Source organism: Streptomyces sp. CNP082 (assembly GCF_059570535.1).
Map to the genome: position 1 here is coordinate 1 of NZ_JCANSZ010000101.1, position 13,059 is coordinate 13,059.

A 13,059-nucleotide genomic window follows, 5' to 3' on the forward strand; every position below is an offset into this window, starting at 1 on the left:
GGCCGGACGGCTGGACGGCCGGACGGCTGGACGGCTGGACGGCCGGAGGGCCGCCTGTCGTACGGGCCGGAAGGCTGGACGGCCGGGCAGGAAGCGGGCCCGGCGCCGGCAGGCCGGTGCGGGGAAGTGCGGGCCGCTGCGGGGAGGTTCCGGCCGGGGCAGTGACGGGTCCCGGCCGTGAGCCGGTCCGGGCCGGGTGCGGGGTGAGTGCGGGGCGGGGCCGCGTGAGGGACGGCCCTGACCCCGGCGCCCCGGCCCGGACCTCCCCGCGCGTACGCCACGGGCTTCCGCGGCGGGGTCGCGCGGCGGGGTCGCACCGCCGCCCCCCGGTCTCCCCCGCAAAGCCCCGCGTCCGCCCCCGGCCTCCCCCACAGCCCCCGCGTCCGCCCCCCGTCTCCCCCGCATAGCCCCGGGGCCGCCCCCGGCTCGGCCGCCGCGGGGCCTGTCCACCCCCGGCCTCCCCCGCGGAGCCCCGCGCCGCCCCCCCAACACCCCCCTGCACACCAGCGGCCGGCCGCCCGTCCCGGGTGGCCGGCCGCCTGCGGTGACTGCCGTCAGTCGTCGCCCTCGCGCGCGTCGAGGGTGACCTCCGTCGTCTCCTGGTCGCCGCCGCGCTCGTAGGTGATTTCCACCTTGTCGCCGGGCTTGTGCGCCCACAACTGGGCGATCAGCGTCGGCCCGCTGTCGACGATCGTGTCGTCCAGCTTCGTGATCACGTCGCCGGGCTCCAGGCCCGCCTTGTCCGCGGGGCCGCCGGGCGACACCGGCTCGCCCGTCGCGTCGCTGCCCGACTCGCTGACCTTCGCGCCCTTGCCCTGGTACGAGTTGTCGACGGAGACGCCGATGATCGCGTAGACCGGCTCGCCGCTGTCGATGAGGTCCTGCGCGACCCGGTCCGCCTGGTTGATCGGGATCGCGAAGCCCAGGCCGATGCTGCCGCCCTGGCCGCCGCCGAACGGGCTGCCGCTGTCCGCCGGGCGGATCGCGGAGTTGATGCCGATGACGTTGCCGCCCTGGTCCAGCAGCGGGCCGCCGGAGTTGCCGGGGTTGATGGAGGCGTCGGTCTGCAGGGCGTTCATGTACGACTCCTGCTGGCCGCTCGCGTCGCCGGAGGCCACCGGGCGGTTCTTGGCGCTGACGATGCCGGTGGTGACCGTGCCCGACAGGCCGAACGGCGAGCCGATGGCGATGGTCTGGTCGCCGACGTCGACCTTGTCGGAGTCGCCGAGCGGCAGCGGCGTCAACTCGGCGTCGGCGGCGTCGGTGAGCTTGATGACGGCTACGTCGTATCCGCTGGCCTGGCCGACGACCTCGGCGTCGTACGTCTTGCCGTTGGAGAACGTCGCGGTCAGCGACCCGCTGCCCTCGGCGCCCGCCACGACGTGGTTGTTGGTGAGGATGTGGCCCTGCTTGTCGTAGACGAAGCCGGTGCCGGTGGCCGCGCCCTCCTCGCCGCCCGCCGGGTCGCCGCTGCCGCTCGCCTCGATGGTCACGACGCTCGGCAGCGCGTTGTCGGCGATGCCGGCGACCGAGCCGGGCGGGTTCTCGATCTTCTGGCCGTCCTGCGTGCCCGAGACGGTCGTGGACGTGGTGCCGGAGTCGTCGTTCTCGGCGGCCCAGTAGCCGATGCCGCCGCCGATGCCGCCGCCGAGCAGCGCGGCGACGAGGGTGGCGACGACCACCGTGCCCACCCGCCGGCCGCCGTTCCCGGACGGGCGGGGGGTGGAGTCCCAGCCGCTGCCGCCGGGCGGCGGGGCGCTGCCCCAGCCGGGCTGGGTGGGGGGCGGGGAGCCCGCCGGGACGGGGCTCCCCGGAGTGGCGCCCGCGGGGGAGGTGCCCGCCGACAGCGGGGGCGGGGGCCACTGGGGGCCGGCGCCGCCGGACGAGCCGGCGGCGCCGCTGGGCCCGGCCTGACCTCCGGGAGGTCCGGTGTGGCCGCCGCCGGAACCCGTGCCGCCCGCGGCGCCGGCCGCGGCGTACTGCTCCGTGCGTCCCCCACCGTGCCCCCCGGCACCCGGGCCCCCCGGAGTGCCGGCAGCGTCCGAACCACCCGGCCCTCCCGGTCCCGCCGGCCAGGCGCCGCCGGCCCCTCCGCTTGCGCGCTCAGGAGACTCGACCGGAGACCTCGCTCCCGCGTCCGGCGGCGGGAAGTCCGGCCGCCGGGGCGTCGCGCCGTCGTTCTCGGTGCTCACAACTCTCTCCTTCACGTCTCGCGCCAGGTGCTAGTTGCGCCTACCCGCCCCACCAGGGTCCCGCACCGCTTGTCAGCGGACGGTAAACCGCACCTTCTCTTTGGCTGACATCCTTTACTTCGGACATTCCCGGCGCATCCCCTGGGTGGCCGACGAGGACCGGCCCACGCGGCGTGCCGGGTGGCACGATGAGCCGGTGAGCCAAGCACCCGCGGATCGGCCGTTTGGGCGTACGGAGCCGGGCCCGCCCGCCGTCGTCGCGCACCGGGGCGCGTCCGAGGCCGCGCCGGAGCACACGCTCGCTGCGTACCGCACGGCCATCGAGGAAGGCGCCGACGCCCTGGAGTGCGACGTACGGCTCACCGCCGACGGCCATCTCGTCTGCGTCCACGACCGGCGCGTCAACCGTACCTCCGACGGGCGCGGCGCTGTCTCCGCTCTGGAACTCGCCGACCTCGCCGCCCTCGACTTCGGCTCCTGGAAGGCCCGCGAGGAGCGCCGCGACGAGGTGGGCAGGCGCCAGCGCGAGACACCGGAGGAGCCCGACTGGGAACGTACCTCGGTACTCACCCTGGAGCGGCTGCTGGAGCTGGTGACCGACTCCGGGCGGCGGATCGAGCTCGCCATCGAGACCAAGCACCCCACCCGCTGGGCCGGGCAGGTGGAGGAGAAGCTGGTCGAGCTGCTGCGCCGGTTCGGCCTCGCCGGCCCGCAGGCACCCGCCACCGGCGGCACCGGGCCCCGTACCGTCCCCGGCGTCCGCTCGGCCACCGATGAGCCCTCCCTCGTCCGGGTGATGAGCTTCTCCGCCCGCTCGCTGCACCGCGTCCACGCCGCCGCGCCCGCCGTCCCGACCGTCTTCCTCATGCACTTCGTCCGCCCCCGCTACCGCGACGGCCGCCTCCCCCGCGGCGTCGGCATCGCCGGCCCTAGCGTGCGCATCCTGCGCAGCAATCCCGGCTACGTCGACCGCGTCCACCGCGCCGGCCACGGCGTGCACGTCTGGACGGTCGACGAACCCGGCGACGTCACCCTGTGCGCGCGCCTCGGCGTCGAGGCGGTCATCACCAACCGCCCCCGCCAGGTCCGGGCGCAACTGGACCGGATCGGCTACGACACACCGCCGACCGGCGATGCGTGACTACGCGTAGTACGGCGGTGCGCGCACTGCGTTCGGTTACGTAACAAGTGCATCACCGGTGATGGGTTGGCCGGTTTCCGATCCACCGCGCGGGGGCATTGACTCCCTGTTGCGGGGCGAGGGGATCCCTGGGGGTGGTGATGTTCGTGGTGGCAGAGCAGGCGCCGGCTTCGTCCATGGCCGTTCCCCACGGCGCGGACGGGGTGGGGCTGGCGCGCCGTCGCCTACGCGCCGACCTCCGCGCCCGGGGTGCCTCCGAGGCAACCGTCGACGACGCCGTGCTCGTCCTGTCCGAGCTGCTCAGCAACGCCTGCCGGCACGCCAGGCCGCTGGCCTCGGCGGCGGCGACCGCGGACGCCGAAGTGCTCGTACGCACCGGCCCCGACGCCCGTCCCGCCGCCGGCTACGACCCGGCGCCCGGCGCGGAGCCCGGGCCCGCCGCAGGGCAGGACCCGCAGGAGCCGCCCTCGGCCCCCGGCCCCGGTACCGGGGACACCCGGGTGCGGGCCGACTGGCACGTTGAAGCGGACGGCCGCGTCACCGTCGCCGTCACCGACGGTGGCGGACCGACCCGACCACTTCCCGCCACTCCCTCGGTCACCGCCAAGGGCGGGCGCGGGCTGGCCATCATCTCCTCCCTCGCCTGCGACTGGGGCGTGCGCTACGACGCCGGCCCCCTCGGCGCGGTCACGGTCTGGGCTTCTCTGCCCGGCCAGTGAGCGCGGGCCGGATCCGGGCGCGGGGCCCGGGCACCGGACGCGGGGACTAGGCTCCGGCGGTACGTGACACCGCCCGCGCCCGAACGGAGCATTCCAGCCATGGCGAAGAAGCGCCGCCCCCGCCCGAAGGCATCCCAGCCCGCCGCCGTGCCCGCCGGGGACATCCCCGTCGTCGGCGCCCGCGAGCCCTGCCCGTGCGGCTCCGGCCGGCGGTACAAGGCGTGCCACGGCCGCGCCGCCGCGCAGGCCGTCACCGAGCTGGTCCGCCGGCCCTTCGAGGGGCTGCCCGGCGAGTGCGACTGGGTGGCGCTGCGCGAACTCGTCCCCGCCGGCACCGCGGAACTGACCCTCGCCGCGGGCCTCCCCGACGGCGTACCGTCGCTCACCCTCGCCACCGTGCTGCCCATGGCCTGGCCCGCGCTGCGCCGCGACGACGGCGCGGTGCTGCTCGGGCTGCAGAACGACACCGCCTCCGGCGACATCAGCCGCGACCTCGCCGACGTCCTGCAGCGCGCGCTGACCGCCGCCCCCGGCTCCCCCGTCGAGCCCGCCGCGCTCACCGGCGCCGGCGACGGGCCGCGGCTGCAGGACCTGCTCGACACCTCCGCGGCGCTGACGCCCGTGGTGCACGACGGGTTCGAGTTCTGGCTGGACGACGCGGAGTCGGCCTCCGGCGAGGTCGCCGCCTCCCTGGAGCGGGCCAACGCCGCCGCCATCCCCACCGCCCGCCTCGCCGGCGTCGAGGCCGCGTACTGGTGCGAGGCGCCGGAGAAGAACCACCTGCGCTGGGTCATGCCCCACCCCGAGGAGCAACTCCTCGACGCCCTCGCCCGGCTGCACGCCGCCGGCACCTCCGCGCTCGCCGACGGCACCCGGCTCGTCGGGTCGTTCCGCGCCCACGGGCTCGTGGTGCCGGTGTGGGACCTGCCGTCGTCGATGACGGCGGAGGACTGCGAGAAGCCCGCGGCGGAGTTCGGGGAGCGGCTGGCGGCGGCGCTGGCCGTGACCGAGCCGCTCACGGGCGCGGAGCGCAAGGCGCGCGGGGGTCTCGCCAACCGTCAGGTGACGCTGAGCTGATCACCTGCATACCGTGCGGTATGCAGATCCATCATTTGACGTGAATTACTGCGTTCGAATTTGCTAAACGCCAAAGAGTTGTTACGGTCACTTGTAGCCCGGTCGCTGGTGCATCCCCCGTCGCCAGCGGCCGGGTCTTTACGTGCCCGGGCGCCCGGGATTCATGGAATTTCAACCGGCGCGCGGCAAAGCCGGGAAGCCGAAGCGTGACAGCGCACAAGCCCGTTCCGGGGGCGGACGCGGCGGGCCGGTGGCGCGACGGATCGCCGGGCGGCCGTTGCCCGCGGTACGCACCGCCCGCCGCCCGTACGCGCCCTCCAGCCGCCGTACGTCCTCAACTCAGCCCGTACGTCCCCGGCTCAGCCGCCGTACCTCCGCGGCTCAGCCGCCGTACGTCCGCAGCCCAGCCGCCGTACGCCCCCGGCTGCCGCCGTACGGCCTCAGCCGGCGAGCCTCGTGCCGCCGCCCGGGGCCGCCGCCACGGCCTCCACCAGCACGTCGACCACCGACGCCACCGGCGGCAGCCACGGCGCCGCGCCGTGCGGTCGCGGCGCCCGCTCCCAGCGGACCCGCCCCGCGCCCGTCTGCGACGGCGGCAGCGGCAGGTAGCCGCCCTCGCCGTGGAAGCCCAGCGAGGCCGGCACCCAGCCGTGCTCGCCGAGCAGCTCGCCCAGCTCGTCGTACTCGTAGCTGGCCACCAGCAGCGCCCAGCGCTCCGGCGTGGCCACCACCGGGCCCGTGCGCACGCCGAGCCGGTCCAGCCGGGTCAGCGCACGGGCGGCGGTCACGGCGGGCAGGCTCACGGCGCTCGGCGCGCGGCCTCCGGTGGCGAGCAGCACGGGCGCGTCCGGGCGCCGCTCCCACCACCAGCGGACCATGCGCGGATCGGTGGTCGCGGCGAGCACGCCGGGGTCGTAGGGGTGTGCTCCGGGTGCGGTGCACTCCGGATAGGGGCAGCCGCACGCGCGATCGCGCGGCCGGGGGGCCGGTTCCCGTGTCCGGTCCTGGCGGCTGCGCCGCTGCGGTTCCAGGCCCGCTCCGGGCACGACGGGCCACTGCCACTGCGAAGCGAACGTCAGCGCCGCGTCAGGCAGCGCCCGCTGCCCGTTACGCCTGCGCCGCTTTCCGGGATATTCGCGCATAAGCGCTCATCCTTCCGTGGCACCAGGGTCTGCTGGCCGATCACCTTGCGAGGGTCAAACAGTCACTGCGGTCTCGTTGCGGTGTCTGTGCTGCGTCGGTGCGCTGATTCGGTGCGTCGGTGCGTGCGTCGATGGTGCGATGGCGCGCCACGCGTCGGCGAAGCCCGGGCTCTGTCCTGTAGGACGCGCTGCCGCCTGGGCGGGTTCCTGCCGTTGCCGGCTTGTGTGGGGACCTCCGTGTCGAAATCCAGTCGACCGCAGTTGACCAGAGCACCCATCGATTTTCAGCCAATCACAGGTGCCCCGCGAACACCACCATGCCGGGGCTGACAACACTGGACATCGCATCACCAGTCCGTGTAAATGTGGATCTATTGCGAGTGGCGCAGCATGAGATGGGGGTCTGCAATGCTGTTGAGCGCGATGCCGGTGCCGGTCAGGCCCGTACGGACGGGCCGCGCCGGAACACCGGCCGCGGGTGCGGAACCGCTGCGCGAAAGCCGCCGACGTTGAGTACCCCACCGTTCCCGAATGTGGCCGGAATTGAGCTGCACCGGCTGCTGCGACCCGCTATCGCCCACCCCGCCGAGTCCCCCACGGCCTCGTACGACCGCCTCTCCGCCTGGGCCGGCGACCTCACCGCACTCCACGAGCTGACCGGACGCCTCGCCCGCACCACCGAGTTGGAACAGGCGCTCTACGAGATCGTCCGCGCCGGCGCGGAACTCGTCGGCGCACGCCGGGGGTTCGCCGTCCTGCGCCCCGCCGACGGCCGCGGCCCCGACACCTGCGTCGGCTACGGCATCGGGGCCGCGGAACTCGGCGCCATGGAGACCGTGCCCCGCGCGTCCACGTCGTACGGGCGCATCCTCGACGCCCCCGCCGCCACCCGCCCCGCCGACGTCTGCCGCCCCGACCTCGCCGCGGAACCCGACCTGCACCCCCGCCACCGCGACGTCGCCATGCGCCTCGGCTACGCGGCGGGCTACGCGGTGCCGCTCGCGGCGACGGGCACGGGGCCACCGGTGCCGGCGGCGCCGGGCGCCGTGGGGCCGGCGGGTGACCGGGACTCGGCGGACGGCGCACCGGCGGGGGCGGAACGCCCGGTGCCGGTGCAGCCGGACCAAGGCGGCAGGCCCCGGCCCGGCCAGCCCGGCCAGCCCGGCCAGCCCGGCCAGCCCGGCCAGCCCGGCCAGCCCGGCCAATCCAGCCAGCCCGGCCAGACAGGAACCGGCCAACCCGGAACCGGCCAGCGGGACCGCCCGGGAGCGGGACAGCCGGACGCCGGGCCGCCGGACCGCGCCGACCACCCCGGCCCCCGGCCCGCCGCCCCCGCGCCCGCACCGCCCCCGTCACCGCCGCCCCCGCCCCCCGAGTTCCTCGGCGCCGTCGAGTGGCTCTACGACGGCCCCGCCCGCCCCACCGACCGGCAGCGCCGCATCGCCGGCCTCTACGCCCGCCACGCCGGCGACCACCTCGCCCGCCTCCTCGACCTCGCCCGCGCCCGCACCGCCGCCGACGGCGTCCGCGCCGCCCTGCTCCCCGCCCGCCTCCCGCGCGTCCCCGGCGCCCGCGTCGCCGTCCGGCACCGCACAGGACCCCTCGGCGGCGGCGACTTCTACGACGTCCTCCCCCTCCCCGACGGCGCCCTGGGCCTGGCCGTCGGCTCCGCGGGCGGCGGCGGGCCCGCGGCCGTGGCCGCCATGGGCCAGTTGCGCGCGGGGCTGCGCGCGTACGCGGTCATGGAGGGCGAGGACCCCGTCGCCGTCCTGTCCGACCTCGAACTCCTCATGCGGCTGACCGAACCCGGCCGCCGCGCCACCGCCCTCTTCGCCTACGCCCCGCCCGGCCGCCGCAGCATCGTCGTCGCCGGCGCCGGCCACTGCCCGCCGCTCGTCACCGGCCCCTGGCGCACCGAGTACGCCGAGACCTCCCTGTCCGCGCCGCTGGCCATGCTGACCTGCTGGGAGGCGCCCAGCGTCACCATCGACCCGGCCCCCGGAGAAACCGTCCTCCTCTACACCGACGGCCTCCTGCACCGCACCGGCCGGCCCACCGACCAGGCCATGACCCGCCTCCACCACGCCGCCGCCACCGCCCCCGCCCCCGTACGCGACGACCCCGAGGCACTCACCGACCACGTCCTCGCCCGCCTCCTGCCCACCGGTCCCGGCGACGGCGCCGACCACCCGGAGGACGTCGTCCTGCTCGCCGTACAGCTCACCGGCTGACCCACCCCCGGCCGGCCAGTGCATAGCCGTTCGCAACGTCACTGCTCGCGGGGGCTTTCGGGCCGCGTCCCCGGCCGTACGCTGGGAACAACCGACGCATCGCAGAGGAGGCAGCCGTGACCGAGGAGCAGCCGCAGACCCGGACGCCCGAGACCGCGGAGACCGCGGAAGGCGCCGAGGGCGCGGAGGGCGCTGCGGAGAAGCCCATCAAGCAGCGCAAGAACGGCCTGTACGGCGGCCTCTCGGACGAACTCACCGAGAACATGAAGTCCGGCTGGGCCGACACCGAGCGGCACGACCTGACGCCCGTCCCCCAGGCCCGGTACGCCGCGGACCGCCGCGCCGCGCTCTCCGCCCGCTTCCCCGGCGAACGGCTCGTCGTCCCCGCCGGCAACCTCAAGGCGCGGGCCAACGACACCGACTACCCCTTCCGGCCCTCCTCCGACTACGCCTACCTCACCGGCGACCAGACCGAGGACGGCGTGCTCGTCCTGGAGCCCGTCACCGCCGAGGACGGCGCTCCCGGCCACGAGGCGACCGCGTACCTGCTGCCGCGCTCCGACCGCGACAACGGCGAGTTCTGGCTCTCCGGCCAGGGCGAGCTGTGGGTCGGCCGGCGCAACAGCCTCACCGAGAACGAGAAACTGCTCGGCCTGCCCGTCAAGGACGTCCGCGAGCTGCCCAAGCATCTGGCCGAGGCCACCGGGCCCGTCCGGCTGCTGCGCGGCTACGACGCGGCCATCGCGAAGGCGCTCGACGACAAGGTCACCGCCGAGCGGGACGAGGAGTTCCGCGTCTTCCTCTCCGAGATGCGGCTCGTCAAGGACGAGTTCGAGATCGCCGAGCTGGAGTCCGCGTGCGAGTCGACCGCGCGCGGCTTCGAGGACGTCGTGAAGGTCCTCGACCGGGCGGAGGCCACCAGCGAGCGCTACATCGAGGGAACGTTCTTCCTCCGCGCCCGCGTCGAGGGCAACGACGTCGGCTACAGCTCCATCTGCGCCTCAGGACCGCACGCCACCACGCTGCACTGGGTACGCAACGACGGCCCGGTCCGCGCCGGCGAGCTGCTGCTGCTCGACGCCGGCGTGGAGACCCGCAACCTCTACACCGCCGACGTCACCCGCACGCTGCCCGTCGACGGCACGTTCACGCCGCTCCAGCGGCGGATCTACGACGCCGTCTACGACGCGCAGGAGGCGGGCATCGCCGCCGTCCGGCCGGGCGCGGCGTACCGCGACTTCCACGACGCGGCGCAGCGGGTGCTGGCGGCGAAGCTCATCGAGTGGGGGCTGCTCCAGGTCGAGGACGTCGACAAGGTGCTGGAGCTGGGGCTCCAGCGGCGCTGGACGCTGCACGGCACGGGGCACATGCTCGGCATCGACGTCCACGACTGCGCCGCCGCCCGCACCGAGGAGTACGTGGGCGGGACGCTGCGGGCGGGGATGTGCCTGACGGTGGAGCCGGGGCTGTACTTCCAGCCCGACGACCTGACGGTGCCCGAGGAGTACCGGGGCATCGGCGTGCGGATCGAGGACGACATCCTGGTGACGGAGGACGGCTGCCGCAACCTGTCGGACGGCCTGCCGCGGCAGGCCGACGAGGTGGAAGCCTGGATGGCCCGCCTGCGCGGCTGACCCGCGGGGCCCGTCCGGGCCCTCGGGACGGCACGGAGCACCGGCCGGTGTGTACGGGCGGACGCCGGCCGGTGCAGTGGGGAAGACGCATGGGGGGCGCGGAAGGTTCAGGTGCGTACGGCTTCGCCGCGCCTCGCCGACGGCCGACGGCCGACGGCTGACGGCTGACAGATGTCGCCGTTGATCGCCCGTCGTCAGTCCGCCGTTGTCGGCTGCCCGTCGTCGGCGCCCGGGGCGCTCAGCGGCAGCCGTACGGTGAACAGCGCGCCGCCGGCAGGTGCCTCGCCGACGCCGATCGTGCCACCGTGGCGTACGACCACGTCCCGGACGATCGCCAGCCCCAGGCCCGCGCCGCCCTCGTCGCGGCTGCGCGCGTCGTCGAGACGTACGAACCGTTCGAAGATCCGCTCCCGGTCCGCCGGGGGCACGCCCGCGCCGTCGTCCGCGACCTCCAGCACCGCCCACGCACCCTCGCGGCGCAATTGGACGTCGACCCGGCCGGCGGCGTGCCGTACGGCGTTGTCCACCAGGTTGCCGAGGACGCGCTCCAGTTGGCCGCGCGAGCCGGCCACCGTCGCGTCGGCCGTCTGACCGGCCACGACCTCGACCGGGCCCGCGGCACCCGCCTGTCCCTCCGCGGTCCGCCGCGCCACGTCCTCGCGGACCAGCGTGCCCAGCGGGACGGGCTTGCCCAGCGGCTCCTCCCCGGCGTCCAGCCGGGCCAGCAGCAGCAGGTCGGCGGCGAGGTGCTGGAGCCGTACGGTGTCCGCCACCGCGCCGTCCAGGTCCAGCAGTTCGGGGTGGGCGGCGGCGACCTCCAGCTGGGTGCGCAGCGAGGCGATGGGGCTGCGCAGCTCGTGGGAGGCGTCGGCGACGAAGCGGCGCTGGCGTTCGACGGACTTCTCCAGCGCGGTCAGGGTCTCGTTGGTGGTACGGGCCAGCCGGGCGATCTCGTCGCGGGTGGCGGGTTCCGGGACCCGGCGGGACAGGTCCGTGGAGGCGGTGATCGCGGCCATCTCGCCGCGAATGCCCTCGACCGGGCGCAGCGCGCGCCGTGTGACCAGCCAGGTCACGCCGGCCACGACGGCGAGCAGCGGCACGAGCCCGGCGAGCATGGCGCGGCCGACGGTGCCGACGGCGTTCTGCTCGGTGTCGAGGGGGACGCCGGCCCAGACGGTGTAGGTCTGGCCCTGGGGGGAGGTGGTCTTGAGGCCGGCGAAGCGGTAGTCGGCGGTTTCGCCGTCGAGTACGGCGGTGCCGTCGTCGAGGTCCGCCTCGTCCGCGACCTCGCCGCGGCGCGGCGCCTGGTCCTCGTCGGAGTCGTCGGAGCCGGAGTCGTCGGAGTCGTCGGAGTCGTCGCCGTTCTCGTCGCGGTCGTCGCCGGGCTCGTACCGGTCGTCCCGGTCGCGCGAGTCGTCGTCCTTGTCGTCGTCGGAGTCGTCGTCCTTGTCGTCCTTGTCGTCCTTGTCGTCGGAGTCATCGGAGTCGTCGTCGCGGTCGTCGTCCGAGTCCGTACGGCTGGGCGTCGGGCTCGGGCTCGCCGGGTCCGGGCTCGGGCTCGGGCTCGCCGTCGGGGTCGGCGGCACGGTCGGCTCCGTGCGTATGTCCGCCGGGAGTGCCGTGGCCGGGCCGCCCGCGCCGTCGACGGCGGTGAGGCCGTCGCTGGCGAGCACGGGGTCGTCGCGGTCGTCGCGTACGACCATGGGGTTGTCGTCGGGCAGGTCGACGTCGGCGAGCGGGATGCCGTTGCTCAGCTCGGTGGCGATGCGGCGGGCGTTGACCTCGGCCTGCAGGGCGGCCTGGTCGTGCAGGTTGGAGCGGAGTACAAGCAGGACGGCGACGCCCGCGGCGACGAGCGCCAGCACGACGACGGCCGTCGCTCCGACCGCGGCCTTGGCGCGTACGGAGGAGAACGGACTACGCACGGGCACCGCCGCGGGCGGCTTCCGGGTCGGCGAGCCGGTAGCCGGCTCCGCGTACCGTCTGGATGGTGCGCGCGCCGAGCTTGCGGCGCAGGGCGCTGACGTAGACCTCGACGATGTTGGGGTCGCCGTCGTACGCGAAGTCCCAGGCGTGCTCAAGGATCTCGGACTTGGCGACGACGTCGCCGGCACGCTGGGCCAGCACTTCGAGTACCGCGAACTCCTTGGCCGTCAGCGCCACCTCGCTCTCGCCGATGTGGACCCGGCGCGCGGCGGGGTCCACGGCGAGGGCGCCGACGCGCAGGACGGGCGAGGCGGTACGGCCGCGGCGGCGCAGCAGGGCGCGTACGCGGGCGAGGAGGACGACGTAGCTGAAGGGCTTGGTGAGGTAGTCGTCGGCGCCGGTGTCGAGGCCCTCGGCCTCGTCGTACTCGCCGTCCTTGGCGGTCAGCATGAGGATCGGGGTCTCGTCGCCGGCGGCGCGGAGGGCGGCGCAGACGCGGTAGCCGTTCATGCCGGGGAGCATGATGTCGAGGACGATGAGGTCGTAGTCGGTCTCGGTGGCCCGGTGCAGGCCCTCCGCGCCGTCGTGGACGACGTCCACGGCGAAGCCCTCGGCGGCGAGCCCGCGGGCGAGGGAGGTGGCGAGGCGTCGTTCGTCCTCGACGATCAGCAGTCGCATGCCCCAAGGGTCCCAAACCGAAGCTGAAGAACCCTTCAGGTGCCTTCAGGCTCCCTTCAGGATCGTTCAGGCAGCTTGGTTCCTGTCAGCACAGAGCGGCACGAGCCGCCGAAAGCGGGAGGACCCTCATGAAGCGGAACATCGTCATCGCCGCCGTCGCCGCCGCGGCTCTGGTCACGGGTGGCACGGTCACGGCGGTCGCGGTCTCGGGCGGCGACGACGGGGCGGACGCGGCAGCGATGCCGGCGGACGTGCAGGTCGGCGACGATGACGGCCGGGACGACGACCGCGACGACCGCGACGACCGCGACGACCGCGA

Annotated in this window: 9 protein-coding genes and 1 pseudogene; 6 read left to right on the top strand and 4 right to left on the bottom strand. The window is 75.2% G+C overall.

The features are described from left to right. Positions 1–554: 554 nt before the first annotated feature. Positions 555–2,192 carry a S1C family serine protease gene (locus B124_RS35870; protein ID WP_496507214.1) on the bottom strand — a complete coding sequence of 546 codons (1,638 nt, stop codon included), beginning with the start codon at positions 2,190–2,192 and terminating at the stop codon, positions 555–557. A 196-nt stretch (positions 2,193–2,388) separates the two neighbouring features. Between B124_RS35870 and B124_RS35875 the strand changes: the two genes are divergently transcribed. The 3 genes from B124_RS35875 to B124_RS35885 all read left to right on the top strand — a co-directional run bounded on the left by B124_RS35875 (position 2,389) and on the right by B124_RS35885 (position 5,129). Next, positions 2,389–3,333, top strand: a complete 945-nt coding sequence (locus B124_RS35875) for a glycerophosphodiester phosphodiesterase family protein (protein ID WP_496507215.1) — start codon at positions 2,389–2,391, stop codon at positions 3,331–3,333. Between the two features lie 134 nt (positions 3,334–3,467). Then, the gene (locus tag B124_RS35880; RefSeq protein WP_496507216.1) at positions 3,468–4,052 is read left to right on the top strand and encodes an ATP-binding protein; all 585 of its coding nucleotides are present in this window, start codon (positions 3,468–3,470) and stop codon (positions 4,050–4,052) included. A 99-nt stretch (positions 4,053–4,151) separates the two neighbouring features. Then, positions 4,152–5,129 carry a DUF5926 family protein gene (locus B124_RS35885; RefSeq protein ID WP_496507217.1) on the top strand — a complete coding sequence of 326 codons (978 nt, stop codon included), beginning with the start codon at positions 4,152–4,154 and terminating at the stop codon, positions 5,127–5,129. Between the two features lie 440 nt (positions 5,130–5,569). On the opposite strand, the gene B124_RS35890 is transcribed toward B124_RS35885, so the two are convergent. Next, entirely contained in the window at positions 5,570–6,271 is a 702-nt protein-coding gene (locus tag B124_RS35890; protein ID WP_496507218.1) for a bifunctional DNA primase/polymerase, read from the bottom strand. A 533-nt stretch (positions 6,272–6,804) separates the two neighbouring features. On the opposite strand from B124_RS35890, the gene B124_RS35895 reads away from it, so the two are divergent. Further along, positions 6,805–8,502 carry a SpoIIE family protein phosphatase gene (locus tag B124_RS35895; RefSeq protein ID WP_496507219.1) on the top strand — a complete coding sequence of 566 codons (1,698 nt, stop codon included), beginning with the start codon at positions 6,805–6,807 and terminating at the stop codon, positions 8,500–8,502. Between the two features lie 116 nt (positions 8,503–8,618). Further along, entirely contained in the window at positions 8,619–10,136 is a 1,518-nt protein-coding gene (locus B124_RS35900) for an aminopeptidase P family protein (RefSeq protein WP_496507220.1), read from the top strand. Positions 10,137–10,330: 194 nt separating this feature from the next. On the opposite strand, the gene B124_RS35905 is transcribed toward B124_RS35900, so the two are convergent. Continuing rightward, positions 10,331–11,839: a sensor histidine kinase gene (locus tag B124_RS35905; RefSeq protein ID WP_496507222.1), complete on the bottom strand. Its 1,509-nt coding sequence runs from the start codon at positions 11,837–11,839 to the stop codon at positions 10,331–10,333. A 214-nt stretch (positions 11,840–12,053) separates the two neighbouring features. After that, complete coding sequence (locus B124_RS35910) at positions 12,054–12,740, bottom strand: response regulator transcription factor (RefSeq protein ID WP_496507221.1); 687 nt, start codon at positions 12,738–12,740, stop codon at positions 12,054–12,056. 128 nt (positions 12,741–12,868) lie between these two features. On the opposite strand from B124_RS35910, the pseudogene B124_RS35915 reads away from it, so the two are divergent. Beyond that, positions 12,869–13,059: pseudogene (locus B124_RS35915) on the top strand (PepSY domain-containing protein); the annotation flags it as partial.